Source organism: Sandaracinobacter sp. T42 (genome assembly GCF_059115405.1).
The window spans coordinates 1402369-1428240 of the sequence record NZ_CM181101.1 but is presented as its reverse complement, the minus strand read 5'-3'; the positions used below and the strand labels follow the sequence as shown (position 1 = coordinate 1428240).

The 25872-nt window shown below is 68.1% G+C and carries 28 protein-coding genes and 1 tRNA gene; 20 read left to right on the top strand and 9 right to left on the bottom strand.

The annotated features are described in order from the left end of the window. Positions 1-30 precede the first annotated feature (30 nt). Genes ACW9TV_RS06885 through ACW9TV_RS06850 form a run of 8 tightly spaced genes read left to right on the top strand, consistent with a single transcriptional unit; the run spans position 31 to position 6765 of the window. Positions 31-1545, top strand: coding sequence for a GspE/PulE family protein (locus ACW9TV_RS06885; RefSeq protein ID WP_494305052.1), 1515 nt, complete (start codon positions 31-33; stop codon positions 1543-1545). Continuing rightward, complete coding sequence (locus ACW9TV_RS06880; RefSeq protein WP_494302767.1) at positions 1542-2714, top strand: type II secretion system F family protein; 1173 nt, start codon at positions 1542-1544, stop codon at positions 2712-2714. Before ACW9TV_RS06885 ends, ACW9TV_RS06880 begins: the two co-directional genes overlap by 4 nt. 1 nt (position 2715) lies before the next feature. Beyond that, on the top strand, positions 2716-3141 hold the full coding sequence (gene gspG / locus ACW9TV_RS06875) for a type II secretion system major pseudopilin GspG (protein WP_494302766.1): 426 nt from the start codon (positions 2716-2718) through the stop codon (positions 3139-3141). Further along, complete coding sequence (locus ACW9TV_RS06870) at positions 3113-3556, top strand: type II secretion system protein (RefSeq protein ID WP_494302765.1); 444 nt, start codon at positions 3113-3115, stop codon at positions 3554-3556. The genes gspG and ACW9TV_RS06870 overlap by 29 nt, the downstream gene beginning before the upstream one ends. Continuing rightward, entirely contained in the window at positions 3553-4107 is a 555-nt protein-coding gene (locus ACW9TV_RS06865; RefSeq protein ID WP_494302764.1) for a type II secretion system protein GspJ, read from the top strand. Before ACW9TV_RS06870 ends, ACW9TV_RS06865 begins: the two co-directional genes overlap by 4 nt. Beyond that, positions 4104-5057 carry a type II secretion system minor pseudopilin GspK gene (gene gspK, locus ACW9TV_RS06860; RefSeq protein WP_494302763.1) on the top strand — a complete coding sequence of 318 codons (954 nt, stop codon included), beginning with the start codon at positions 4104-4106 and terminating at the stop codon, positions 5055-5057. Before ACW9TV_RS06865 ends, gspK begins: the two co-directional genes overlap by 4 nt. Beyond that, on the top strand, positions 5054-6379 hold the full coding sequence (gene gspL, locus ACW9TV_RS06855) for a type II secretion system protein GspL (RefSeq protein WP_494302762.1): 1326 nt from the start codon (positions 5054-5056) through the stop codon (positions 6377-6379). The genes gspK and gspL overlap by 4 nt, the downstream gene beginning before the upstream one ends. Continuing rightward, complete coding sequence (locus ACW9TV_RS06850; protein ID WP_494302761.1) at positions 6376-6765, top strand: hypothetical protein; 390 nt, start codon at positions 6376-6378, stop codon at positions 6763-6765. The genes gspL and ACW9TV_RS06850 overlap by 4 nt, the downstream gene beginning before the upstream one ends. Positions 6766-6779: 14 nt before the next feature. Here the strand turns inward: ACW9TV_RS06850 and ACW9TV_RS06845 are convergent, their stop codons facing one another. The 3 genes from ACW9TV_RS06845 to recF are packed head-to-tail and all read right to left on the bottom strand — an operon-like array spanning position 6780 to position 10874. Further along, positions 6780-7265: a hypothetical protein gene (locus ACW9TV_RS06845; RefSeq protein ID WP_494302760.1), complete on the bottom strand. Its 486-nt coding sequence runs from the start codon at positions 7263-7265 to the stop codon at positions 6780-6782. A gap of 46 nt (positions 7266-7311) precedes the next feature. Next, a complete protein-coding gene (gyrB, locus tag ACW9TV_RS06840) occupies positions 7312-9735 on the bottom strand; it encodes a DNA topoisomerase (ATP-hydrolyzing) subunit B (RefSeq protein ID WP_494302759.1) in 2424 nt (807 codons plus the stop codon). A gap of 47 nt (positions 9736-9782) precedes the next feature. Further along, on the bottom strand, positions 9783-10874 hold the full coding sequence (gene recF / locus ACW9TV_RS06835) for a DNA replication/repair protein RecF (protein WP_494302758.1): 1092 nt from the start codon (positions 10872-10874) through the stop codon (positions 9783-9785). Positions 10875-10956: 82 nt separating this feature from the next. Here recF and ACW9TV_RS06830 point away from each other — a divergent pair, with 82 nt between their 5' ends. The 11 genes from ACW9TV_RS06830 (at position 10957) to ACW9TV_RS06780 (ending at position 20134) form a co-directional block, all read left to right on the top strand. After that, the gene (locus tag ACW9TV_RS06830) at positions 10957-11256 is read left to right on the top strand and encodes a YggT family protein (protein WP_494302757.1); all 300 of its coding nucleotides are present in this window, start codon (positions 10957-10959) and stop codon (positions 11254-11256) included. Next, on the top strand, positions 11253-12119 hold the full coding sequence (gene folD, locus ACW9TV_RS06825; RefSeq protein WP_494302756.1) for a bifunctional methylenetetrahydrofolate dehydrogenase/methenyltetrahydrofolate cyclohydrolase FolD: 867 nt from the start codon (positions 11253-11255) through the stop codon (positions 12117-12119). Before ACW9TV_RS06830 ends, folD begins: the two co-directional genes overlap by 4 nt. After that, on the top strand, positions 12116-12742 hold the full coding sequence (locus ACW9TV_RS06820) for a MarC family protein (protein WP_494302755.1): 627 nt from the start codon (positions 12116-12118) through the stop codon (positions 12740-12742). Before folD ends, ACW9TV_RS06820 begins: the two co-directional genes overlap by 4 nt. A 205-nt stretch (positions 12743-12947) precedes the next feature. Then, positions 12948-13691, top strand: a complete 744-nt coding sequence (locus ACW9TV_RS06815; RefSeq protein ID WP_494302754.1) for an Npun_F0296 family exosortase-dependent surface protein — start codon at positions 12948-12950, stop codon at positions 13689-13691. A gap of 192 nt (positions 13692-13883) precedes the next feature. Continuing rightward, positions 13884-16226, top strand: a complete 2343-nt coding sequence (gene clpA / locus ACW9TV_RS06810; protein ID WP_494302753.1) for an ATP-dependent Clp protease ATP-binding subunit ClpA — start codon at positions 13884-13886, stop codon at positions 16224-16226. A 71-nt stretch (positions 16227-16297) separates the two neighbouring features. Then, positions 16298-16579 carry a DUF1294 domain-containing protein gene (locus tag ACW9TV_RS06805; protein WP_494302752.1) on the top strand — a complete coding sequence of 94 codons (282 nt, stop codon included), beginning with the start codon at positions 16298-16300 and terminating at the stop codon, positions 16577-16579. A 101-nt stretch (positions 16580-16680) separates the two neighbouring features. Next, entirely contained in the window at positions 16681-17286 is a 606-nt protein-coding gene (locus ACW9TV_RS06800) for a 50S ribosomal protein L25/general stress protein Ctc (protein ID WP_494302751.1), read from the top strand. Between the two features lie 3 nt (positions 17287-17289). Further along, on the top strand, positions 17290-17865 hold the full coding sequence (gene pth, locus ACW9TV_RS06795; protein ID WP_494302750.1) for an aminoacyl-tRNA hydrolase: 576 nt from the start codon (positions 17290-17292) through the stop codon (positions 17863-17865). Beyond that, the gene (locus ACW9TV_RS06790) at positions 17862-18026 is read left to right on the top strand and encodes a hypothetical protein (RefSeq protein WP_494302749.1); all 165 of its coding nucleotides are present in this window, start codon (positions 17862-17864) and stop codon (positions 18024-18026) included. The genes pth and ACW9TV_RS06790 overlap by 4 nt, the downstream gene beginning before the upstream one ends. Further along, complete coding sequence (gene ychF, locus ACW9TV_RS06785; protein ID WP_494302748.1) at positions 18026-19126, top strand: redox-regulated ATPase YchF; 1101 nt, start codon at positions 18026-18028, stop codon at positions 19124-19126. Before ACW9TV_RS06790 ends, ychF begins: the two co-directional genes overlap by 1 nt. A gap of 78 nt (positions 19127-19204) precedes the next feature. Then, complete coding sequence (locus ACW9TV_RS06780; protein WP_494302747.1) at positions 19205-20134, top strand: cation diffusion facilitator family transporter; 930 nt, start codon at positions 19205-19207, stop codon at positions 20132-20134. Here ACW9TV_RS06780 and ccmA read toward each other — a convergent pair. Continuing rightward, positions 20129-20707: a heme ABC exporter ATP-binding protein CcmA gene (gene ccmA / locus ACW9TV_RS06775; RefSeq protein WP_494302746.1), complete on the bottom strand. Its 579-nt coding sequence runs from the start codon at positions 20705-20707 to the stop codon at positions 20129-20131. The two genes, ACW9TV_RS06780 and ccmA, sit on opposite strands and share 6 nt — an antisense overlap. A gap of 33 nt (positions 20708-20740) precedes the next feature. Between ccmA and ACW9TV_RS06770 the strand changes: the two genes are divergently transcribed. Beyond that, positions 20741-20817, top strand: a tRNA-Pro gene (locus ACW9TV_RS06770). 107 nt (positions 20818-20924) lie between these two features. Here the strand turns inward: ACW9TV_RS06770 and ACW9TV_RS06765 are convergent. The 5 genes from ACW9TV_RS06765 to ACW9TV_RS06745 are packed head-to-tail and all read right to left on the bottom strand — an operon-like array spanning position 20925 to position 25861. Further along, positions 20925-21443 carry a gamma carbonic anhydrase family protein gene (locus ACW9TV_RS06765; RefSeq protein ID WP_494302745.1) on the bottom strand — a complete coding sequence of 173 codons (519 nt, stop codon included), beginning with the start codon at positions 21441-21443 and terminating at the stop codon, positions 20925-20927. After that, positions 21443-21976, bottom strand: a complete 534-nt coding sequence (locus ACW9TV_RS06760) for a GNAT family N-acetyltransferase (RefSeq protein ID WP_494302744.1) — start codon at positions 21974-21976, stop codon at positions 21443-21445. Before ACW9TV_RS06760 ends, ACW9TV_RS06765 begins: the two co-directional genes overlap by 1 nt. Beyond that, the gene (locus ACW9TV_RS06755; protein WP_494302743.1) at positions 21973-22527 is read right to left on the bottom strand and encodes a GNAT family N-acetyltransferase; all 555 of its coding nucleotides are present in this window, start codon (positions 22525-22527) and stop codon (positions 21973-21975) included. Before ACW9TV_RS06755 ends, ACW9TV_RS06760 begins: the two co-directional genes overlap by 4 nt. Further along, positions 22524-23570: an N-acetyl-gamma-glutamyl-phosphate reductase gene (argC, locus tag ACW9TV_RS06750; RefSeq protein WP_494302742.1), complete on the bottom strand. Its 1047-nt coding sequence runs from the start codon at positions 23568-23570 to the stop codon at positions 22524-22526. Before argC ends, ACW9TV_RS06755 begins: the two co-directional genes overlap by 4 nt. A gap of 8 nt (positions 23571-23578) precedes the next feature. Next, positions 23579-25861 (bottom strand): spermidine synthase, encoded by a 2283-nt coding sequence (locus tag ACW9TV_RS06745; protein ID WP_494302741.1) that lies wholly within the window; start codon positions 25859-25861, stop codon positions 23579-23581. Positions 25862-25872: the final 11 nt, after the last annotated feature.

Genomic DNA, 25872 nt, shown 5'->3' with positions numbered 1-25872 from the left:
TCGCCGCCCCCGGCCGGGTCCGGCCCGTCGATGGGGCCCGCGCAGACCCTGCTGCCCTATGCCTTCGCCCGCGCGAATGGCGTGCTGATGGTGCCCGGCGGCGACCGGCTGGCGATCCGGCGCGGCACGAAGGCCGCCGCAATCCTGGAAGCGCGGCGCGTGGCCGGCCGCGCCGTGCATCTGGAAACCCTGGGCGAAGAGGCGTTCGATCGCCTTCTGTCGGAAACCTACGCGACAGACGGGCTTTCCGCCGCAGCCGACGCGGCGGCCGCCTCCAACCTCGCCACCCTTGCGCGGGACACCGCCGACCTTCTGGACAATGACGACGCCGCCCCCGTGATCCGGCTGATCAACGCACTGGTGGCGCAGGCCGTCCAGCAGGGCGCATCCGACATCCATCTGGAACCGCAGGAAGAAGGCATGTCCGTCCGCCTGCGCCGCGACGGCGTGATGGAGGAAGTGCTCCGCCTGCCCGCCCAGGTCGCGCCCATGCTGGTCAGCCGGGTGAAGGTGATGGCCCGGCTGGACATCGCCGAAAAGCGTCTGCCGCAGGACGGTCGGATTTCGCTCACGCTCGGCACCCGCGGGCTGGATGTCCGGGTATCCACCCTGCCCGCGCGCGGCGGGGAACGTGTGGTCATGCGGATCCTGGATCAATCCTCCGTCGGGCTGGAACTGAAGGATCTGGGGATGGATCCGACGACCCTCGGCGCGCTGACGGAGGCGCTCGGCGCGCCCAACGGAATCATCCTGGTGACCGGGCCGACCGGCGCGGGGAAAACCACCACCCTCTATGCTGCGCTGAAGCTTCTGAACGACGGCCGGCGCAATATCCTGACGGTCGAGGACCCGGTGGAATATGCCGTGCCCGGCGTCGGCCAGACCCAGGTGGATACCCGCGTCGGCCTCACCTTCGCGCAGGGGCTGCGCGCCATCCTCCGGCAGGATCCGGACGTGGTGATGGTGGGCGAAATCCGCGACAGGGAAACCGCCGAGATTGCCGTGCAGGCGGCCTTGACGGGCCACTTGGTTCTGTCCACCGTGCATGCCAATTCCGCCGCCGGGGCCATCACGCGCCTGCGCGACTTCGGGGTGGAAACCTTCCTGATCGCCGCCACGCTTCGGGCCGTCGTGGCGCAGCGGCTGGCCCGGCAGGTGTGCCCGGTCTGCGTGGGCGAGGAACCTCTGCCCGCTCCGCTCGCTTCGCGGCTGGGGCTTCCGGCCGGCATTCCCGTCGCCAAGGCGAACGGCTGCCCCAGCTGCCGCCAGACCGGCTATCTGAAACGGCGCGGCCTCTTCGAACTGATCACGGCCGACGGCCCGGTGCGGAACCTGATCAACGAAGGTGCGGGCGAAGGTCGGCTGGAAGCCGCGGGCCTGCACCGCAGCCTGAAGGAATCCGCGCGCGAAGCGGTCCGCATGCGGCGCACCACGCCAACGGAAGTGCTGCCGCTGTTCCAGGGGGAGCCCGCGCGTGACCTGAGCCATGCGGGCGTGGCCGGCGGAATCGACCCGGCCGCCATTTCACCGACCGGCGCGCCATGAACGCGCCTCTCCGCCCCGCAAAGGGCGCGGGCGACCTGCCCTTCTGGAAACGCCCCATCCACATCGGCCCGAAAAAGGCCGATCCGTCAGCCCCCCGGCTGGGCGCGCAGGCGCGCGCTGAACCAAGGCTGGGCGCGCAGGCGCGCGCCACAATGATCCGCCAGCTGGCGACGCTGGCCGCCGTGATGCCCATTTCCGATGCCGTCGCAACATTGGCGCGCCAGCCGGGAAAAGAAAGCGACAGGCTCGTCCTCCAGCGCACCAACCGGGCGTTGCAGGCCGGCAGTTCGCTGGCCGCCGCGCTGCCGGCATCGGCCTTTCCGCCCGAAGTGAAGGCGACCATCGCGGCGGGCGAAGCCTCCGGCCGGCTGGCGCTGCTGATGGGCCGGTTGGCCGATACGCTGGAGGCGCAGGTGGCGCTCCGGTCGCGGCTCATTTCCTCGCTCGCCTATCCGGCGCTGCTGATGCTGGTGGCGGTGGGCGTGATCATCGCCATGCTGCTGTTCGTCGTGCCCGCGATCGCCGACCAGCTCACGGGGTCCGGCCAGGCGCTGCCCCTGCTCACACGGCTGATCCTCGGCTTGTCGAATGCGGTGCAGCGCTGGTGGTGGCTGCTGCTGCTGATCCCGCTGCTGGCGGGCCTCGGCCTGTGGCAATGGCGCCGGCAGGCCGGGAACCGGGCCCGGATGGACAGCTGGCTGCTGGGCCTGCCGGGCCTCGGCGGCTGGCTCTCCGCGCTGGAAGCGGTGCGCTGGTCGCGGCTGCTGGCGACGATGCTGTCCGCCGGTCTGCCGCTGGCCGAAGCGCTGCAGATCACGTCCCCCACGCTCGGCAACATGGCCTGGCGGGAAGCGACCGCGAAGATGGTGGCGCAGGTGCGCGCGGGCTCCTCGCTGTCGGCGACGCTGCCGCTGCTGCCCAACCCGCCGGGGCTGCTGGTTTCGCTCGTGCAGTCCGGCGAAAGCTCCGGCCGGCTCGCCCCGCTGCTCGATTCGGCCGCCACCAGCCTCGATCGGCAGCTGTCCGACCGCAGCCGGACCCTTCTGGCGCTGGCGGAACCGGCGATCATCGTGATACTGGGGGGCATGGTCGGGGTGATCATCCTGGCCGTGCTGCTGCCAATCCTCGAACTCAACACCCTTGCCGGTGCATCCATCGGAGCCCCCTGACATGCCTGCCCCCAGACCTCGCCGCGCCCGCCCGTCCGAACAGGGGTTCACCCTTGTGGAACTGCTGGTGGTGCTGGCGATCATCGGCCTGCTGACGACGGTGGTGGTGATCAACGTGCTGCCGATGCAGGGCCGGGCGCAGGTGCAGAAGGCCGAGGCCGACATCGCGCTCATCGAACAGGGGCTGGAATTCTGGCGCATCGACATGGGCCGCTACCCCACGCCGGAAGAAGGCCTGGCCGTCCTGACCGCCCCCGGCATGACAGGCGCGAAGCTGAAGAACCTGCCGAACGATCCGTGGGGCAAGCCCTATGGCTATGCCGTGCCCGGCGCGAACGGCCAGCCCTATGTGGTCTATTCGCTCGGCGCCGACGGCGCAGAGGGCGGCGAAGGCGAGAATGCCGACTTGCGTTCCGACAAAGGCTGACCGGCCCTTCCGGCAGCGGAATCCGGAAGCCGGGTTCACCCTGATCGAGATGCTGGTGGCGATGCTGCTGCTCAGCCTCGTCGGCCTCACACTGGCCCGCTTCCAGACCTTCCAGCTTCAGGGCACGGCCTCCCTTGCGGCGTCCGCCGCCGCGCGCCTTGCGGCAGACAATCTCGCGATCGACCTCCTGGTCGCGCCGGCCGCGCCGGTCGCGGCCGAACGCGGGATCGTGGACGTCGGCGGCCGGCCCTGGCACTGGCAGGTCACGCCCGCTCCGCCCCCAGATCCGACGCTGATGCCCGAACTCGTCCGGCTGGACATCGCCGTCAGTGCCGGGGAAGGCGCCCCGCCGATTGCCACGCGCAGCCTGATCCGGCCGCGCGGCAATCCGCCCATCATCGGATCGCCCCGATGAAGCGCAACGGCTTCACCCTGGTCGAGATGCTCGTCTCGCTGCTGATCTTCAGCCTCATCGCAACCATCGCGACCGCGATGACGGCCGGCGCGACCCGCAGTTTCGCCGCCACCAGTTCCGCCCTGTCCGCAATGGGCGACCTGGACAGGATGCGCAGCGTGCTGGCGGCCGATCTTGGGCAGGCCGCCCAGCGCCCCAGCCTCGCGGCAGACGGTAAGCCGATGCCCGCCTTCACCCTGACGGCAGACGGATTCGTGCTGGTCCGCACGCGCGGCGGCGATGTGATGCCCCGCATCGAGAAGATCGCCTGGGGCCTGGTGGACGGCCAATGGCTTCGCCAGCCCTTCCCCGCGATCGACCTGGCATCCCCCGGAGAGCCGGTCGCGATGCTGTCGGGCGTGCAGTCCGTGCGCATCCGGGTGGCGGATCGCGGCGGCTGGCGCGACGACTGGAACCCGCCTTCGGCCGATGATCTTCCGCGCGCCGTGGAACTGACCCTGCAGCGCGAAGGCGCGCCGCCCGTCACACTCAAGTTCCTGGTGGCGGCATGAAGCGCTGCCGGCCCGCCCCCTCCGCCGCGCGCGCGCCCGCTTTCCCGGCCGGCCCTTCTTCGGAAAGGGGCGCCGCGCTGCTGGCCGTGCTGGCGATGGTGGTGCTGCTGTCCGGCTTCGCGACGGTCGGCCTGTCCCGGCTGAAGGCCGCGGGCGAGCGGGTCGGCGCGGCACAGGCGCAGGCCGAGGCGCAGCTTCTGGCCAGCACCGGCGTGAATGTCGCCGTGTCGATCATCTCCCGGTTGAAGGCCCAGTCGCGCAACAACCTCGCGGTCCTGCAGGCGCCGCTGACCTTCGACCTGCCCGGCGGCAAGGTGACGGCGCGATTCGGGGAGGGCGGCAACTGCTTCAACCTGAACAGCCTGGCGCGCCCTCCGGCATCCGTCAGCACCGGCGAAATCCCGGCTGCTGCCCGGCCGCAGGATTTCGCCCGCCTGCTCACGGCGGCCGGAATCCCCCTGATGGAGGCAAACACGATCGCGCAGGCGACGGCAAACCGGCTGGCGCAAACCGGTCAGCTCTGGGCCGACGCCAGTGAATGGGCCGCGATCCCGGGCGTGACGGCGCAGCACTGGGCACTCGCAGGCCCGCTTCTGTGCGCCCTGCCCTCACGGGAAACCTCGGCCCTCAACATCAACAGCCTCACCCCGGAAAAGGCGCCCCTGCTGGCGGCCATGGGGCTTGGCGCCGATGAAGCGCGCCGCGCCATCGCCGCCCGCCCGGCCGCCGGCTGGGCCTCGACCGCCGATTTCATGGGCTCCTCCGGCAACCGGACGGAAGCCGGGGAAGACACGATCGAGCAACTCGGCACCAGCACGCGCTGGATGACACTCGCGATCGAAGTCGAAACGCCCCGAATCCGGATTGCGCGCGAACTTCTGGTCGATACGCTGGAACAGCCGGCGACGGTTGTCTCCAGCCGCTGGCGTGCCATGGAAGAGGCATCATGACGCTTGTGCTGGAAACAGAAGACGGGGTGCTGCGGCTGGGCGGCGCGGATGTCGAAGGCGAAAGCCCGCTGGTCGCGCTGCTGCCGGGCGACGACATCGCGCTGCACCGCCTGCCGCTTGCCGAATCGGACGCGCGCGAACGGCTCTCCGAAGCGCGGATGCGGGCAACCGACCTGTCCGCCCAGCCGATCGAGGATCTCCATGTCGCCGTCGGTCCGGCCGACGCGGACGGACAAAGCTGGGTTGCGCTGATCGATCGGCAGCGCATGGCGGATCATCTCGCGCACCTGAAGGCGGCCGGCGCCCAGCCGGCCCATGTGGTGCCGGCGGCCCTGCTGCTGGACATGCCCGAAAGCGGCCCGGGCATGGCCCGCTTCGGCGACAGGGTGCTGATCCGAACGGGGGAAATTGCCGGCCTTGTCGAACCGTCGCTCGCCTCGGCGCTGAGCGGCACGAGCCTGCTTGGGCGATTCGTGCAGCTCAGCGAATTCGCCCCCGAAGCCGTGCCCGACGTGCTGCCGCTGGATCTTCTGCAGGGCGAATTCGCCCCGCGCGTCCGCTGGTGGCGTGAGCGGCGCTTCCGCCTGTGGGGCGGGCTTCTCGCGCTGCTGGTGCTGCTGCTCGCGCTTGCGCCGCCCCTGATTGACCGCGCCCGCAGCGCGGCGGCGATCGCCGGCTATGATCAGGCCGTCATCGAACTTGCGGCGCAGACCCTGGGGCAGCGCCCGGCCGATGCCGTGGCCGCCTCGGCCGCGCTCGGCGCCGCACGCGCTTCAGCCGAAGGGGGCGCGCTGGGCGCACGGCTCAGCTTTGCGGCACAGAGGATCGAATCCATCCCGGGCGCCCGCTTCGACAGCGTGACCCTGCAGCCCGATGGCGCGCTGAAGATCGGGCTGGGCGGCCCGGCCGACGCCATCAACCTCGTCGGTCCGCGCCTTGCGGGCGGCGCGTTCGAAACCCGGGCCGAAGGCACATCGGTCACGCTCGGCGGACGGGTGGCGGGCCGCCCGGCCAACGACAGCCCGCTGTCGCTGGCCATGCTCCGGCTGGTTGCCGCCCGGCAGGATGCCGCCCTTGTCGCCGCTGCGAAAGCGCGCGGCGCACCGATGACAGCGGATCAGGTGGCGGCAGCGCTGGTGACGGCGGGGCTTGCCGATCCGGCCGCTGCGGCCGGCGGGCGGATCCTGGTGCCCGCCGCCCGCTCGACAGTGCTGCTGCCGCTCATCGCGGACCTTGAACTGAAAGGCGCGCGCTTTTCCGCCGCGCGGATCGGGCGCAATGCGGATGAAACCCTGTCCGCCACGCTGGAGGTGAAGCCATGATCCTTCTTGCCGCCGCCACAGCTGCGGCCGGTATGCTGGGCCTCACGGAACTGCCGCCGCAGCCCGCTGCCCCCGGCCGCTGCCGGATCTTCCTGTGGACGAAGACGGAAACGCCGTTCCGCATCGCCATGGTCGATGAAAGTGCGCAGACGCTGCGGCTGCGCAAGGGAAAGCAGATGTTCGATATCGCCCAGTTCGCGCCAGGCGAGTTCGGCGGCCACGGCTATCGCGTAGCGCTGCGGCTGGAATTCGCCAGCGGCGGCCAGATCCGCAACGGCCAGCTGATCAGTTCAGGGGCCATGCGGATCGAACAGGTGAACGCGGCGGGCGGATCAGCAGGCGAATCCATGTCCGTGCCGGTGGGCGGCATGCGGGCCTGCGGCTGAATCCGGGCACCCCGTCAGACGGGGCATTTCCGTTCCTTCGCGATTCCCTTCAGGAAGCCGCGACGGGCCATGCCCGCCGCCACCATCATGCGGAACCTGCGATCCGCTTCCGCCGCGCCGGTTGCCTCGCGCACGATACCCCGGAACGGGATCAGCGAATTGACGACGGATTTCGCACCGGCCTCGGCCAGCCGCTCGGGCAGGGCATCGCCCTTTTCGTCCACCGCATCCACGTCCGGGCCCAGCACCACATCCAGTTCCCCGATCGCGCGGCGAATTTCGTGGCAGCGCTTGATGCCCGCCAGCGAATAGGGCGCGCGCTGCGCGTCCTTTAGCACCTCGGGCGGATTTTCCCGCATCAGGCCCACGTCCCGCACCGGCTGGCGCACCACATTCTCCACCTTGTCGCCAAGCCGTTGCGTGTCGGTCTGCTGCTGCTGCGCCTGGGCCAGCGCGGGCACGGCTGCCAGCAAAAGGCCGGTGCCGATCAGCATTCGCATCATCTCTCGTCTCCAACCGACAGCGGCTGCGCCGGCACAGTCCACCTCAGATATCGAGATTCGCGACAGACAGCGCATTCTGCTGGATGAACTCGCGCCTGGGCTCCACGATGTCGCCCATCAGCTTGGTGAAGGTTTCGTCCGCCTCGAATGCGTCGCCGATCTCCACCTTCAGCAGCGTGCGCGCGGCCGGATCCAGCGTGGTTTCCCACAGCTGTTCGGCGTTCATTTCGCCAAGTCCCTTGTAACGCTGCACGGCCAGCCCCTTGCGGCCGGCTTCCATCACGGCGTCCAGCAGGTCGGACGGGCGGCGAATCATGGCTGTCCCGATCCTTGCCGGACGCGCCCAGCGGGCGGCCTGACCACTGGCGAGCGCATGCAGCTTGCGCGCCTCCGCGCTGGCGATGAAGGCCCGGTCGATCACATAGGCATCGGTCACGCCCCGGTCCAGGTGCCGGATCACGAACCCGCCCTCGGCCGCCGGCTCCGCGCTCCAGCCGCCCGAACCTTCGTTCAGCCAGTCGGCGAGGTGCGCCGCGGTTGCGGCCGGATCGGTCGCATCCGGGTTCAGCGCGCCAGACAGCGCCAGCGCCTCCACCAGCGCAGAGGGGTAACGACGCGGCACATAGGCCATCAGCCGCTTCATGCGCCGGGCATGCTCCACCAGCGCAGAGACGTCCGCGCCGGAAACTGTTTCGCCGCCGATTTCCATCACGAGGCCGGACACGCCGTTGGAAACCAGATGCTCCTCCAGCGCGGCCTCGTCCTTCAGATAGACTTCGGACCGCCCACGCGTGACCTTGTAGAGCGGCGGCTGGGCGATGAAGAGATGCCCGGCCTCGATGATCGGACGCATCTGGCGGTAGAAGAAGGTCAGCAGCAGGGTGCGGATGTGCGCGCCGTCCACGTCGGCGTCCGTCATGATGACGATCTTGTGGTAGCGCAGCTTTTCCAGGTTGAACTCGTCGCGGCCGATGCCGGTGCCCAGCGCCTGGATGATCGTGCCGATTTCCTTGGATCCCAGCATGCGGTCGAACCGGGCGCGCTCCACGTTCAGGATCTTCCCGCGCAGCGGCAGGATGGCCTGGAAGCTGCGGTCCCGGCCCTGCTTGGCGGAGCCGCCGGCCGAATCCCCTTCCACGAAGAACAGTTCGGACTTGGCCGGATCCTTCTCCTGGCAGTCCGCCAGCTTGCCGGGCAGAGATGCCACTGTCAGCGCCGATTTGCGGCTCGCCTCGCGCGCCCTGCGGGCGGCTTCGCGGGCGATCGCGGCCTCGATGATCTTCTGCACGATAGCGCGCGCGGACGCCGGATTTTCCTCCAGCCATTCGGCCAGCTTGTCAGCCAGCAGCGATTCCAGCGGCTGGCGCACTTCGGAAGAAACCAGCTTGTCCTTGGTCTGGCTGCTGAACTTCGGATCGGGCAGCTTCACGCTCACCACGGCCGTCAGGCCCTCGCGCATGTCGTCGCCGTTCAGGCCCACCTTTTCCTTCTTCAGAAGGCCCGATTTTTCCGCATAGGCGTTCAGCGTCCGCGTCAGCGCGGACCGGAAGGCCGCCATATGGGTGCCGCCATCCCGCTGCGGGATATTGTTGGTGAAGGCCAGCACCTGTTCGTAATAGCTGTCGTTCCACTGGAGCGCGACTTCGATGCCGATGTCGTCGCGCTGGCCGCGGATTGCGACGGGCTCCGGCATCAGCGGCGTCTTGGTGCGGTCCAGCCAGCGCACCATTTCCGTCAGGCCGCCCTCATAGAACAGCTCGACTTCCCGCCGGTCGGCATGTCGCGCGTCCACCAGCATCAGCCGAACGCCGGAATTCAGGAAGGCCAGCTCGCGATAGCGATGCTCCAGCTTGTCGAAGTCGAACTCGATCCCGGTGCGGAAAGTCTCGATCGAAGGCAGGAAGGTCACCGCCGTACCGCGCTTGTCGCGCCCATCTTCCAGCTTGGGCTGCGGGCCGACAATCGCCAGCGGCGCTTCGGGAACCCCGTGCCGAAAGCGCATGAAATGCTCATGGCCGTCGCGCCAGATGCGCAGCTCGGTCCAGTCGGAAAGGGCGTTCACCACCGAAACGCCGACGCCGTGCAGGCCGCCGGAAACCTTGTAGCTGTTGCCTTCCACATTGTTGAACTTGCCGCCCGCGTGCAGCTGGGTCATCACCAGCTCGGCTGCGGAAACGCCCTCAACCGGGTGGATGCCGGTCGGAATACCCCGGCCATTGTCCTCGACGGTGACGCTGCCGTCTGCGTTCAGCTGGATCAGGATGCGGTCGCAATAGCCTGCCAGCGCCTCGTCGATCGCGTTGTCGGAAACCTCGAACACCATATGATGCAGGCCGGACCCGTCATCGGTGTCGCCGATATACATGCCGGGCCGCTTTCGAACCGCCTCAAGGCCCTTCAGAACCTGAATGGATTCAGCGCCATAGTCACCCGTCGGAACGGTGCTCGTCTCAGTCTCTTCGCTCATGCAAAGTCTATAGGAAATCCGGGGGGGCGATGCCAGCAAAAGCGGCGTCAGCCAGGCAGAATCGCGCCCTGCGCAACACCATAGCGGACGGCTTCCAGCTCATCGAACAGCTGCGCGTCAGTGCCGGTCATCCAGGCCTGCCCGCCCAGCTCGGCCAGTCGGGCGAACAGCGCCCGCCGCCGGTCCGGATCCAGATGCGCCGCCGCCTCGTCCAGCAGCAGCAGCGGCAGCCGGCCGGTGCGGTCGGCCACCAGTGCCGCATGGCCCAGAAGGATGGAAATCAGCAGCGCCTTCTGCTCTCCGGTTGACGCAAGCGCGGCGGGCATGGCCTTGTCCGCATGCGTCACCAGCAGATCCTGCCGATGCGGCCCCTGCGTCGCGCGTCCCGCCGCCCGGTCCGCCCCGCGCGCCGCGCGCAGCCGCCCGGGCAGATCGCCCTGGTCGGCGTCGGAAAGGGCAAGCGCGGGCTTGGGAAACGGCCCGTCCGGCGCGCCGGCCAGCTGACGGTCCAGCGCCGCCACGGCCGCCGCGCGCGCGTCGGCCAGCGCCGCGCCATGTTCGGCCATCTGCAATTCCAGCGCCGTCAGCCAGGCCGGGTCGGCTGGCTGATCGGCCGTCAGCAGGCGGGTGCGCGCGCGCATCGCCGCGTCATAGCGGGTGGCGTGCCCCGCATGGCCGGGGCTCAGCGCCAGCACCAGCCGGTCCAGGAAGCGCCGCCGTGCAGAGGCCGTGTCGGCGAACAGCCTGTCCATCGCGGGCGTCAGCCACAACTGCGAGGACCAGTCCGACAGGGTCGAAAGCGGGGCCGCGGCGCCGTTGATCCGAAGCAGCCGCCGGTCCGGCGCATCGGCGCGCGTCGCGGTCAGAAGGGTGATCGCCGGCAGGCCGGGATCCGGCAGCAGCTCCGCCGTGATGCTGAAGCCGCCCGCCCCGCCGGCGGCGGCCATCTGCGACAGGGGATTGCCGCGCAGCCCCCGCCCCACCGCCAGCAGCGAAACAGCTTCCAGCACATTGGTCTTGCCCGCGCCGTTCGGCCCCGTCAGCAGCACGAAGGGGGCCGCACCCGGCTGCAGACGTGTCTGGCGGTGGTTGCGGAAGCCATGAAGCTCGATCGAAAGAAGACAGGCTGGCAGCGGCACGGCAGCAGCGTCTAGCCGTCGCGGCGCAGAGCGGCTAGAGGCGGCATAGTCCCGAACCAACGGCATAGGATGTGTCGCCCGCATGAACACCGCAGCCGAACTCATCGGATTCATCGTCTACCTTCTGCAGCTCTTCATCTGGATCATCATCATCCAGGCGATCCTCAGCTGGCTGGTGGCGTTCAACGTCGTGAACCTCAACAACCGCTTCGTCCATTCGGTGCTCACCGGGCTGGACCGGCTGCTGAACCCGCTGCTCCGCCCGATCCGCAACCTTCTGCCCGACATGGGCGGCATCGACCTGTCGCCGCTCGTGCTGGTGCTGGGCATCATGCTGACGCAGCGGCTGCTGCAGGGGCTGGCGCTGGATCTTCTGGTATGATCACGGGCCAGATCATCGACGGCAAGGCCCATGCGCTGCGCCTGCGCGCCGATATCGGACAGCAGGTGATCGCCCGACAGGCCGCAGGCGCACGGGCCCCGGCGCTCGCCGTGGTGCTGGTGGGCGAGGATCCGGCGAGCCAGGTCTATGTGAAAAACAAGATCGCCGCCTGCCGGGACGCGGGCATCACCTCCATCGAACACCGACGGGATGCCACGCTCTCCCAGGCCGATCTGCTGGCGCTGGTCGACAGCCTGAACCGCGATCCCGGCGTTGACGGCATCCTGGTGCAGCTGCCGCTGCCCGGCCATATCGACGCCCAGCTGGTGATTTCCGCCATCTCGCCCGAAAAGGATGTGGATGGCTTCCACCCGGTGAACGCCGGACGTCTGGCGACAGGGCTGGACGGGTTCGTACCCTGCACCCCGCTGGGCTGCCTCAGGCTCCTGGAAGCAACGCTGGGCGACATCGCGGGTGCCGAAGCGATCGTGATCGGGCGCTCCAACATCGTCGGCCGGCCCATGGCCTCGCTGCTGATCTCGGCCTCCGCCACGGTGACGGTGGCGCACAGCCGCAGCCGCGACCTGCCCGAACTCACGCGGCGCGCGGACATCGTCGTTGCAGCCGTGGGGCGGCCGGAAATGGTGCGCGGCAACTGGCTGAAGCCGGGCTGCACCGTGATCGATGTCGGCATCAACCGGGTGGCGAAGGAAAGCGGAACCGGCACGCGGCTGGTGGGCGATGTCGCCTTCCACGAGGCGGCGGACATCGCCGCGCACATCACCCCCGTCCCCGGCGGCGTGGGACCGATGACCATCGCCTGCCTTCTCGAAAATACGCTGAAGGCCGCCAGCCGGACATGAGCTTCCCCTTCGACCTCTTCATTTCCGCGCTGGTGACGCTGCTGGTGGTGATCGACCCGCCGGGCGCCGCGCCGATCTTCGCCAGCCTGACGACGCGATCCACCCCGCAGGCGCGCCGGGGGATGGCGATCCGCTCGGTGGCGATCGCGTCGGTCATCCTGGTCGGCTTCGCAGCCTTCGGGGAGCCGTTCCTGCGCGCGCTGGGAATCAGCCTGGACGCGTTCCGGGTGGCGGGCGGCATCATGCTGTTCCTGATCGCGCTGGACATGGTGTTCGAAACGCGGGTGAAACGACGCGAAGAACGGGCAAAGGCCGTGAACGATGAGGAATCCGAGGATGTCTCGGTATTCCCGATGGCGATGCCGATGATCGCCGGTCCGGGTTCGATCGCGGCGGTCATGCTGCTGACGTCCAAGGCCAGCGGGCCGATGGAAACCCTGGCCGTCTGGCTTGCGCTGGGAATCGTCCTGGCGCTGACGCTTGTGGCGCTGCTGGCGGCCGGCCCGATCATGCGCCGCGTGGGCAGCAAGGTGGAGGCGATGATCACCCGCCTTCTGGGGGTGATCCTCGCCGCGCTCGCCGCGCAGATCGTGATCGATGGGCTGAAAAGCGCCTTCACCTGATGGCCCGCGACCGCAAGTTGGTTAACGGCTGGAAAGCTTAAGCTGCGGATTTCTGTCAGGAAATCTGACATCCCCGCCGCCGCCGCAAGGCGGGCCGACGGCACAATCCCTTGAAGGCGCACGAAACTACGCTGTTGGCATGATTCCTGCATGAAATTCAACCACGCGACGGGAACACCGCCGTATCAGGGTTGGAGGAAGACAAATGCGCATTGTGATCGGGGCCGCGGTTGCCGCCCTTCTGGCCGCGCCGGCATCGGCCGGCTGGTTCGTGAACTATGAAAATGCCGGCGCGCAGAACACGACCGCCGGTTTCACCACCTCCGGTGTCGAGACGTTCGAAGGACAATCCGTCGGCAGCGCCGCGAACTTCGTGACCGATTTCGGCACCGGCGGCGCGATCGTCGCCACCTACAGCGGCGGCCGGATCGACAACGCCAACCAGTATGGCTCGGCGCAGGGCAGCGGCAAGCATGTCGTCACCTTCTCGAACCTGGCGCCGATCGACATCAACTTCACCACCACGCTGCCTGAAGGCCTGACCTATTTCGGCTACTGGCTCTCGGCGCTGGATGGCGGCAACCGGCTGGAGTTCTACAACGGCGCGACGCTGCTCGCCGCCATCACACCGGGCTCCGTCACGGGGGCCATCGGCGCCTGCCCGACCGCCTATTGCGGCAATCCCAATCCGCCCTTCCTGGGGCAGAATGGCGGAGAGCCCTATGCCTTCCTGAACGTCTATTTCACGGGCGGCGACACCTATGACCGCATCCGGATCTATCAGGTCGGCGGCGGCGGATATGAATCCGACAACCACACCGTGGGCTTCTATACCTCCATCGGCGGGGTGCCGGAACCGGCGACCTGGGCGATGCTGATCTCCGGCTTCGGCCTGGTGGGCATGGCAGCCCGCCGCCGCAAGGGCTTGGCGGTCCACGCCCTCGCCTGATCGCGAAACTTTCCCTTGCGGGAAGGCAAAAGGGGCGCCGGAAGCACCGCTTCCGGCGCCCCGGTCTTTTCGGCCCGGATGGTCGCGGAATTCGCCCCCGCGACAGACCGCCTCTTGCACTTTCACTGAAGCATGGTGACATTCAGGCCGTAAGCCATGAGTCTTTCGCCCATGGCAGGTCAGGAAGGTCTGATGCCCTCATTTTCCAGAGACCTTGAATCCACGCTCCACAACGCGCTTGCCGAAGCCAACCGCCGGCGCCACGAATATGCAACGCTCGAACATCTGCTGCTGGCGCTCATCGGCGACACCCATGCCTCCGTCGTGATGAAGGCCTGCGGCGTCGACCTTGACGAGCTTTCCGCCCAGGTCACCCGCTATCTCGACACCGAACTGGGCAGCCTGAAGGCCGACAGTTCGGTTGATCCCTCGCCCACGGCCGGCTTCCAGCGGGTTGTGCAGCGCGCCATCCTGCACGTGCAATCCTCCGGCCGGGAGGAAGTGACGGGCGCGAACGTCCTCGTCGCCCTGTTCTCGGAACGGGAAAGCCACGCCGTCTATTTCCTGCAGCAGCAGGACATGACGCGGCTGGATGCGGTCTCCTACATCAGCCACGGCATCGCCAAGACGCCGGGCATGTCCGAACCAAAGACGCCCAAGGGTGCGGACGAACAGTCCGAAGCGCGCGACGACAAGCGCGAGGGGCGGCAGAAGGCCCCGGAATCGGCGCTCAAGCAGTTCACCGTGAACCTCAACGAGAAGGCGCGCGCCGGCAAGATCGACGTGCTGATCGGCCGCGAGGCGGAGGTGGACCGCACGATCCAGATCCTGTGCCGCCGCTCGAAGAACAACCCGCTCTATGTGGGCGATCCCGGTGTCGGTAAAACCGCCATTGCCGAAGGTCTGGCGCTGAAGATCATCCAGGGCGAAGTGCCCGACGTGCTGAAGCCCGCCACCATCTACGCGCTGGACATGGGCGCGCTGCTGGCCGGCACCCGCTATCGCGGCGATTTCGAGGAACGGCTGAAGAATGTGGTGGCAGAGCTCGAGAAGCTGCCGCACGCCGTGCTCTTCATCGACGAGATCCACACGGTGATCGGCGCCGGGGCCACAAGCGGCGGCGCCATGGACGCCTCCAACCTGCTGAAGCCCGCGCTTTCCGGCGGCAGTATCCGCTGCATCGGCTCCACCACCTACAAGGAGTTCCGCAACCATTTCGAAAAGGATCGCGCGCTGCTGCGCCGGTTCCAGAAGATCGACGTGAACGAACCCACGGTGGAGGACACGATCAAGATCCTCACCGGCCTGAAGCCTGCCTTCGAAAAGCACCACCGGGTGCGCTACACGCCAGACGCCATCAAGTCGGCGGTGGAGCTGTCCGCCCGCTACATCAATGACCGCAAGCTGCCCGACAAGGCGATCGACGTGATCGACGAGAGCGGTTCGGCGCAGATGCTGGTGCCGGAAGCGAAGCGCAAGCGGGTGATCGGCGTGAAGGAGATCGAGGCCGTCGTCGCCACCATGGCGCGCATCCCGCCGAAATCCGTCTCCACCGACGACAAGAAGGTGCTGGCGGATCTGGAGGCGGATCTGAAGCGCGTGGTGTTCGGCCAGGACAAGGCGATCGAGCTGCTGGCGTCCGCCATCAAGCTCAGCCGCGCGGGCCTGCGCGAACCGAACAAGCCCATCGGCAACTATCTCTTCTCCGGCCCGACGGGCGTGGGCAAGACAGAGGTGGCCCGCCAGCTGGCGGCCATTCTGGGAATCCCGCTGACCCGATTCGACATGTCGGAATATATGGAACGCCACTCGGTCAGCCGGCTGATCGGCGCCCCGCCGGGCTATGTCGGCTTCGATCAGGGCGGACTGCTGACGGATGCCGTCGATCAGAACCCGCACAGCGTCCTCCTGCTCGACGAGATCGAGAAGGCGCACCCCGATCTGTTCAACATCCTGCTGCAGGTGATGGACAACGGAAAGCTGACGGATCACCACGGCAAAACGGTGGACTTCCGCAACACCATCCTGATCATGACGACGAACGCCGGCGCGGCCGACATGGCGCGCGAGGGCATCGGCTTCGGCGCCGGCCAGCGCGTGGGCGAGGACGAGGAAGCCATCAAGCGGATGTTCACGCCGGAGTTCCGCAACCGGCTGGATGCGATCGTGCCCTTCGATTACCTGCCGCCTGCCATCGTGGCGCGGGTGATCGACAAGTTCATCATCCAGCTGGAAATGCAGCTGGCCGAGCGCGACGTGCACATCGCGCTGGAGGATGACGCGAAGAACTGGCTGATCGAACGCGGCTACGACAGGCTCTATGGCGCGCGGCCGCTCGGCCGGCTGATCCAGGAATCGATCAAGCGTCCGCTGGCCGACGAACTGCTGTTCGGCAAGCTGGTGAACGGCGGCGAAGTGCGGGTGCATGTGAAGGACGACAGGCCGGCCTTCGAAATCATCCCGGCCGCGCCCAGGCCGAAGCGCGGAAAGAAGAAGGCGGCGGCGCTGCCGGCGCCTTCCGGAGAAACGGACTGACACCGGTTCGGGCGCCGGTCCTGCTTGCGGCCCTTGTCGCGATCGGCGCCCTGAACCTCCTCACCGTCCTGATGTTCCGCATCGACAAGGACAGGGCCCAGGCGAACGGGGTCAGGCCCAATGGGGGCAGGCCGAACGGAACCCGGCCGAATGGCCTGCGGGCCCCGCGCCGCATCCCGGAAGGCGAATTGCTTCTGCTGGCGGCCCTGGGTGGAACACCGGGCGCCTATGCGGCCCGCCATATCTTCCGCCACAAGACACGCAAGCAGCCCTTTTCCACCCGGCTTCGGGCGATCGCGGCCCTCCAGCTGGCCGGGCTCGTGGCGCTCGTCGCCTGGTTCGCATCGGCCTGACCTGCCCGATTGCCTTGCGCGGCGATTCCCGCTAAGGGCCCGCCCTTCGCTGGTACGGCACACCCTGGAGGTGTCGGGCGATCAATTGATTGGAGAATGACATGTCTGATGTGCTGACGCTCGCCGCGGAAGCACGCGACCGGGCTGGCAAGGGAGCCTCCCGGGCGGTGCGGCGAGAAGGCCGGGTTCCGGCCGTGATCTATGGCAACAAGGAAGCTGCCGTTTCCATCCACGTCGAGGAAAAGCGCCTCGTGAAGCTGCTCAGCACCGGGCACTTCATGAACTCCGTGGTGGAAATCGAACTGGACGGCAAGACGCACCGGACCCTGCCGCGCGACGTGCAGTTCCACCCCGTCACGGATCGCCCGATCCATGTGGACTTCCTGCGCGTGTCCGCCAACGCCCTCATCACCGTGAATGTTCCGGTGCGCTTCGAAAACGAAGCCGCCTCGCCGGGCCTGAAGCGCGGCGGCGTGCTGAACGTGGTGCGCCATGAAGTGGAAGTGAAGGTGCCCGCCAACGCCATCCCCGACGACATCGTCGTGGACGTGACGGGTTTCGACGTGGGCGATTCGATCCACATCTCGGCGGTGAAGCTGCCGAAGAACGTGACCCCGGTGATCGACCGCGACTTCACCATCGCCACGATCGCGGCGCCGTCGGGCCTGAAGAGCCAGGAAGCCGCCGAAGAAGCCGCCGAAGGCTGATCCATGCTGGTATTCGCCGGGCTGGGCAATCCCGGCCCGGCCTATGCCCAGCATCGCCACAATGTGGGCTTCATGGCCGTGGACATCATTCATGATGTCCACGGCTTTTCCCCTTGGAAGGCCCGCTTTCAGGGCCTCACGGCCGAAGGGCGGCTGGGCGCGCACAAGGTGGTGCTGCTGAAGCCGATGACCTTCATGAACGAAAGCGGCCGTTCCGTGGGCGAAGCGCTGCGCTTCTTCAAGCTGGGCCCAGACGCCCTCACCGTCTTTCACGACGAACTGGATCTGGAACCCTTCCGCGTGAAGGTGAAGACCGGCGGCGGCGCGGCCGGGCAGAACGGCATCCGGTCCATCATCGCCCATGCCGGCGCCGATTTCCGCCGCGTGCGCATCGGCATCGGCCACCCCGGACACAAGGATCGGGTGACGCCCCATGTGCTGGGCAATTTCGCCCGGGCAGAGGAGCCCGCCCTCACCGACATGCTGGCCGACATCGCGGCCCTCGCGCCGCTCCTCGCCGACGGGGACGACGCCCGATTCATGAGCGATCTCGCCCTCAGGCAAAAGGCCGCATCATGACGGATACGCCCTGCCCGGCGACCGAAGCCGACGCGACGTTCGACAGTCGCCACGGCCGGATGGCCGAACACCCCATTGACGACAATCTGCCCGGCGGCATGGCGCCGCCGGTGATCCGCATGACGAAGCGGCCGGATGGCCGCGCAAAAGGAGACGAATGATGGGATTCCGCTGCGGGATCGTGGGCCTGCCGAACGTCGGCAAATCCACCCTGTTCAACGCGCTGACGGAAACGGCCGCCGCGCAGGCCGCCAACTATCCCTTCTGCACGATCGAGCCGAACGTCGGCAACGTCGGCGTGCCCGATCCGCGCATGCAGCAGATCGCCGAGATCGCCGGCTCGCAGAAGATCATCGAAACCCAGCTGGGCTTCGTCGACATCGCGGGCCTCGTGCGCGGCGCGTCGAAGGGCGAGGGTCTCGGAAACCAGTTCCTCGCCAACATCCGCGAGGTGGACGCCATCGTCCATGTGCTGCGCTGCTTCGAGGATGACGACATCACCCATGTGGAAGGCCGGATCGACCCGGTAGCAGACGCCGAGACGGTCGAGACCGAACTGATGCTCGCCGATCTTGAAAGCCTGGAGCGCCGGGTGCCGAACCTGGTGAAGAAGGGCCAGGGCGGCGACAAGGACGCGAAATCGGCGGCGACGGCGCTGCAGAAGGCGCTGGATCTCCTGCGTGAGGGCAAGCCAGCCCGCCTCGCGGTTCCCGCGGATGCCGACGAGAAGCGCCATCTCGCGCAGGCCCAGCTGCTCACCGGCAAGCCCGTCCTCTATGTCTGCAACGTCGATGAAGGCTCGGCCGCCACCGGCAACGCCTTCTCCGCCCGCGTGGCCGAAATGGCAAAGGCGCAAGGGGCCGGCGCCGTGGTGATTTCCGCCGCGATCGAGGCCGAGATCGTGGGCATGCCGCCCGAGGACCGGCCCGAGTATCTGGAAGCGCTGGGCCTCGCCGAAACCGGCCTCGCCCGCATCATCCGCGCCGGCTATGATCTGCTCCACCTCCTGACCTTCTTCACGGCCGGTCCCAAGGAAACCCGCGCCTGGACGGTCGAAAAGGGCGCTACCGCCCCGCAGGCGGCGGGCGTGATTCACACCGATTTCGAAAAGGGCTTCATCCGCGCGGAAACGATCAGCTTCGCAGATTATGTGGCGCTTGGCGGCGAAGCCAAGGCGCGGGAAGCCGGCAAGCTGCGCGCCGAAGGCAAGACCTATGTGGTGCAGGACGGCGACGTGATGCACTTCCTGCACAGCGCGTAGGCGGCCATGGCAGGGCTGCGGCCCTGCCCCGCCCCCCCCCCTTGCCCTTCTGCCCGCCCCGCGCAAGAATTGTCGTCTATGGGGGCCATCGAACGCGCGACCGCACTGAAAAGCGAACTGGAAGCCTCGCTGCTGCGGCTGTCCATCCTCGCCACCTTCCTGATCGCGGCGCTCGGCGTCCTGTTCGGGCTCGTTTCCGGCTCCATCGCAATCCTCTTCGACGGGCTGTTTTCCGTCGTGGATGCCGGGATCACCTGGCTGATGCTGCTGGTCGCGCGGCTGGTGGCGCAGGAAAGCGATGCGAAGTTCCAATATGGCTACTGGCATCTGGAACCGCTGGTGGTGGCCCTGAAGGCGGCCGTGCTGATGACACTGGTGGTGTTCGGCTTCCTGGGCGCGGTGCAGAGCCTGCGCGCCGGCGGACACACGCCCGAACTGGGCCCGGCGGTCGGCTATTCCGCGCTGGTGGTGCTGATCTGCGCCGGCACCTGGTTCTGGATGTGGCGGCACAACCGGCGGATCGGCTCCGCGCTGGTTCAGCTCGACATGAAGGCCTGGGCGATGTCCGGCGTGATCACGGCCGCGCTGCTGATCGCCTTCCTGGCGGCGATGGCGATGCGCGGCACCCGCTTCGAACCCCTGCTGCCCTATGTCGATCCGGCTGTCCTCGCAATCCTGTCGCTCGCAATCCTGCCCGTGCCCTGGAAGGATGCGAAGCTCGCCTTCCGCGACATCTTCGGCATCGTGCCGCACGAACTGGACCGGCACGTGCAGCAGGTGATGGACGATTTCATCGCCCGGCACGGATTTAGCGCCTATGAATCCTATGTCACCCGAACGGGCCGCGCGAAGTTCATCGAGATTTCCGTGCTGGCCCCGCCCGGCATGCCCGCGCAGACCATCGAGCATTTCGATACCCTGCGCGCCGAGATCGGCGATGCCATCGGGGAGAGCGGGCCGGATCGCTGGCTCACCATCGTCTTCACGACGGATCCGGCCGAACTATAGCGCCAGCGTCTCCGCGCCCGGTATCGCCAACGGCTGGTGCGTCGCCACCATCACCAGCCCGCCACCCGCGCGATGCGCCGCGATCGCCGCCAGCAGCCGCCCTTCAGAAGCCGAATCCAGCGCATTGGCCGGCTCGTCCAGCAGCCACAGCCGCGCGCCCGAAGCGATGGTCCGCGCGATCGCCACCCGCTGCCGCTGGCCGGATGAAAGCTGCCCGCAGCGGAACGCCATGAGCGCCGTCACCGCCATCGCATCGGCCGCCGCCGTCACCGTCTCGTGCGTCGCGCCGTCCAGCGCGGCCCAGAACCCCAGTTCGCCCGCCACGCTGCGATCCGGCTTCAGCGCCTGCTCCCCCGCCAGCAGCGCGGTGGAAAAGGGATTGGAAAGCCGCCCGGCATCCGGCGCCAGCAGGCCCGCCACCAGCCGCAGCAGAGAGGATTTTCCCGCACCGTTGCGCCCCGTCACCAGCAACGCCCCGCCCGGCGCCAGCCGGAACGACAGCCCCTCGAACAGCAGGCGCTGCCCCCGGATCAGCGACACTTCGCCGGCTTCCAGCCATTCGGCGCTTGCCATCAGGGCCGCCCTTCCCTATGGCCCGTCGCTCGTCGGAGCGTAGCGCAGCCTGGTAGCGCATCAGACTGGGGGTCTGGGGGTCGCAGGTTCGAATCCTGTCGCTCCGACCATTCATCCATGGACCACCCACGGTGACGGCAGGATCGGCGAAGCCAATCCTGTCGCTCCGGTCTGCTTTCCATTGCCCATCCATGAGATCGGCTGGATCGCCGCAACTTCACGCCTGCGATCCGGCGTGGATCATCGCCAGCTCCACATAGCCCGCAGCGCCGCGCCGGTTGCGCGCCACTTCCTCGTCGCTCAGCAGGCGCACGAACTTCGCCGGGCGGCCCAGCCACAGCTCCCGGCTCTTGATGACCTTGCCGGGGCTCAGCAGCGCGCCCGCGCCCAGCATTCCGTCCGCCTCGATCACGCAGCCGTCCATCACGATCGCGCCCAGCCCCACGAAGCTGCGGTCCATCAGCGTGCAGCCGTGGATGATCGCCATATGCCCCACCAGCACATCCTCACCGATGGTCGTCGCCGCCAGCTTGCGCGTGACGTGCACGATGGACCCGTCCTGGATGTTGGAGCGCGCGCCGATGCGGATGGGCATCACGTCGCCGCGCACCACCACATTGTACCAGATGGAGGCGCCCGCCCCGATCTCGACATCGCCGATCACCTGCGCGCCGGGGGCAATCCAGGCGGCGGGATCGATGCGCGGGCTCTGCCCGGCAAAGGGATGGATCGGCATCAGTCGGCCTCCTTCACATAGACGATGTGGCGGCGGATGGGGTTGCCCTCGGGCACCAGCGGGTGATCGAAATCCATGTCCGCCGCGCGGCGCATGCCCAGCCGCTGCATCACCGCCTCGGATGGTTTGTTGGTCTGGGCAGTATAGGCCAGGATCCGCTCCAGCCGCATGGGGCCGAAGCCATGCGCCAGCGCGGCCGCGCCCGCCTCGCTGGCATAGCCCTGCCCCCACGCCTCGCGCCGCAGCCGCCAGCCCACTTCCCACAAGCCGAAGATGGGCAGATAGTCATGGGCGATGCGGTTCAGCCCGGCGAACCCCAGGAACAGGCCGTCCGCCTTGCGCTCCAGCGCCCAGAAGCCGACGCCCGTGGCCGCGATCTTGCCGTTCACCCGCTCGATCACGGCGTCCGCCTCCGCGCGGCTCAGCGTCGCCGGGAAATGGCGCATCACCTCCGGGTCGGCGTTCATCGCCGCCCAGGGCTCGCGATCCGTCTCGATGAAGGCACGCAGGATCAGGCGGTCCGTCTCGATCATGCGCGGCTCTTTCCATGGACAAGGCTGGCCCGGGCGAAATGGCCCTCGGCCACGTCGGGATGGTCGAAATCCCATTCGGGCAGATGCGACATGCCCAGCCGCCGCATCAGGCCCCAGCTGGCCTTGTTGCTCCATGCAGTGATGGCGATCACGCGGGGGCTCAGCGAAAGACCCCAGTCCAGCACGGCGGACGCCGCTTCGCGGGCATAGCCCTGCCCCCAGCAATCCTGCCGGAACAACCAGCCGATCTCGATGTCGTCGGTCCTTGCCCGGGGCAGAACCTCAGGGGCCAGGGTGATGGGCTTCAGCCCGCAGTTGCCGATGATGGCACCGTCCGCGCGGCGCACCACCGCCTTGAAGGCATAACCCAGTTCCCGGTCGAAGCGCTGCATCCGTTCCAGCCGCTCCACGCTGTCATCCAGCAGTTCCGCCCGGCCGAAATGATGCATCAGCACCGGATCGGTGCAGAAGCGGGACAGCGTCGGAAGGTCGGCTTCCGTCCAGGGCCGCAGGATCAGCCGCTCCGTCTCCAGGGTCGCGCCCGTCGTCACGGGAACAGCGGCGCTGCTTCCAGCCCCATGGTTTCAGGCAGGCCGAACATCAGGTTCATGTTCTGGATCGCCTGGCCGGAGGAACCCTTCACCAGATTGTCGATCGCCGCGATGATGATCGCGCGGCCCGGCACCCGGTCCGCAAAGACGTTCAGCACCATATGGTTGGATCCGCGCACCATCCGCGTCGCGGGCGCCACGCCTTCGGGCAGCAGGTGGACGAACGGCTCCCCGGCATAGCGCGCCGCATAGCATTGGCGCAGATCCCCGACCGTCCTGCCTTCGGCAAGTTCCACGGTGATCGTTTCCAGCTCGCCCCGGTTCATGGGCAGAAGATGCGGCGTGAAGCTGATCGTCACCGGGGCGCCGAAGCCCTTGCCCAGCTCCTGTTCGATTTCCGGCATGTGCCGGTGCCGGCCCACGGCATAGGGCGCGACCGCTTCCGACACTTCGGCGAACAGGTTGCTTTCCTTCAGCCCCCGCCCCGCGCCGGACACGCCCGACAGCGCGTTGATGGTGATATTCGCGGGCCCGATCAGTCCGGCTTCGGCCACGGGCAACAGCGCCAGCAGCGCCGCCGTGGGATAACAGCCCGGGCAGGCCACAAGCCGCGCGGCCGGCAGGCGCGGGCGCGCCATCTCGGTCAGGCCATAGACAGCCTCGGCCAGCAGGCCGGGCGCCGGATGGGTAACGCCATACCATTCGCCATAGATCTCGGGGTCGTTCAGCCGGAAATCCGCAGACAGGTCGATGATGCGGATGCGCGCATCCAGCGTGCTCAGCAGCTCGGCGGAAGCGGCGTGCGGCAGGCAGCCGAACACCGCGTCGATCCCGCGCCAGTCGATGGCGTCGGCGCGGATCAGGCACGGCAGATCCCGGTACGCGGCAAAGCTGGGCCAGATATCCGCCATCGTCTGCCCGGCCTTCTGATTGGCCGCGAGCGCCGCGATCTCGACCATGGGATGGGTGATGGCCAGGCGGACAAGGTCTGCCCCTGTGTAGCCGGAAGCCCCGAGGACGGCGATACGGATCTTTGCGCTCATTCCCCTCCCTAGTCGCCCTTCCAGAAGGGCTTCAAGACCGGAAGGATGGAAGCGAACCCGTCCGTCCAGCCGGGCACGTCCGCGCGGGCGCGCAGGGGCGTCCATTCCTCGCTGTGGCCGGTCGCTTCGGTGAAGCGCGTCATGTCCGCCTCGTTCGCCGTCAGCGCGATCCAGATGGAGGCATTGTAGCTGTAGTCCGCCTGCTCCTGCGGGCTGGGGCCATAGACGCGAATTCGCGCGGCAAGGCCCAGTTCGTTCGCGATTCCCGCCACCACCGGTTCCAGATCGAGATAGCGGTTGGAGACATGCACCATCAGCACGCCCCCCGGCGCCAGCGCGCGGGCATAGGTCTCGAAGGCCTCCCGCGTTAGCAGGTGCAGCGGGATCGCATCCGACGAAAAGGCGTCCACCGCCAGCAGGTCGAAGCGGTCCTTCGGCTCCTCCGCCAGTTTCAGCCGCGCATCGCCCACCACGATCCGTGCATCGGGCTTGCACTGGCTCAGATAGCTGAAAATCTTCGGGTCGGTCGCGATCTCGACCATCAGCGGGTCGATCTCGAAGATGGTCCAGTCTTCCTGCCCCCTGGCGAAGCAGGCAAGGCTGCCGCTGCCCAGGCCGACGACGGCGATCCGCGCGCCCTCTCCATACAGGCTGGGCGCCGTCTGCATCGCAAGGCCGATCCCGCTCATCGGGGCATAATAGGTCAGCGGCATGCGCGACAGCGCCGGATCCAGCGATTGCGCGCCGTGCAGCGTGGTGCCGTGCAGCAGCCGCCGGGTCTGAGAGCTGTTGCTGTTCTGGATCGTGTAGATGCCGAAAAAGCTGCGCTGCCGGGCGCGATCGATGGTGGAAATATCGATCTGCTGCCAGCCGCCCAGCGCCAGCATCAGGTTCAGCAGGACGAAGCTGAACATCAGCGGCCGGCCGATCGCCAGCACCGCCAGCAGACCCATCAGCCCGATGGCGGCCAGCTGCAACGGCGGCGTTCCCACCGCCATATAGGCCGCCCCCAGCCACCAGCCCAGCACCAGCACGAGGGGCGGGGTCAGGATCCGCAGCGCCCGGCCCAGCCGGTTGCCGCGCCACAGCTCGCCGATGCGCCGCGTCAGCGGCCGGGCCGGCACCAGCAGGGCCGCCGCCAGCAGCAGGATCGGATGCTCATACACCCAATCGAAGATCTGCGGCGCGATCAGCGCCGGGAACAGCCCGCCCAGCACGCCGCCCAGCGACATCCACAGGTAGAATTCCGTCAAGCGGTCCGCCGCCGGCCGGTCGTTCGCCAGCGTGCCGTGCAACGCCGTCGCCACGATCAGCAGCAGCAGGATGGAAGCCAGCCCATAGACAGAGGCGGATTGCGAAACCATCAGCAGCCCGCCCGCGCCGAACACCAGCAGCGCGATCGGCGCGACCCGCACGGCGACCCGCGTGACACCCGGGCCGGCGCCCGAAAACACCAGGATGAAGCTGATCAGATAGGCCGCCAGCGGCAGCACCCACAGCAGCGGCATCGCCATGATGTCGGTGGTGATGTGGGTGGTGGTGGACAGCATCAGCCCCGACGGCACCGCCGCCAGCAGCACCCAGTGCAGGCGCCGCCGCCAGGTGACGGGGCGGCGCCCGTGCGCCGTCGCGCTGTCGGCCGCGGTGGCGGGCGGTCGCACCCCGCTCTTCAGGATGGCAAGGGCCCCCAGCGCCATCAGCGCCATCAGCAGCAGATAGCCCGCCGTCCACAGGCTCTGCTGCGCGGGCAGCGCGGTGAAGGGCTCCAGCAGGAAGGGATAGGCCAGCAGCCCCAGCAGGGACCCGGCGTTCGATGCGGAATAAAGGAAGAAGGGGCTGGCCGCCGCCGGATCGGGGGAGCGCGCGAACCAGGCCTGCATCAGCGGCGCCTGCGCGGAAACGGCAAGGAACACCGGCCCGATGGACAGCGCCAGCAGTTGCAGAAGCCACAGCGCGGCCGCATCGCCCGTTTCCGCCCCGCCCAGCGCGCGGATGCCGATCGGCAGTGTCAGCGCGGCGGCCGCGAACAGCGCCAGATGCACCCCTGCCTGCACGCGGAACGGCAGCCGCTGCACCGCATGGGCATAGGCATAGCCCAGCAGCAGCACCGCCTGGTAGAACAGCATCGCCGTGTTCCACACGCTGGGCGAACCGCCCAGCACGGGCAGCACGAGTCGCGCGAACAGCGGCTGGATCAGGAACAGCAGGAAGCTGCCCAGGAACACGATGGCAATGAACAGCGGGCGCAAGGCAGAGCCCGCGCGGTCACCCATGGCCGCAGCCGTCGCCATCCGCAATCCTC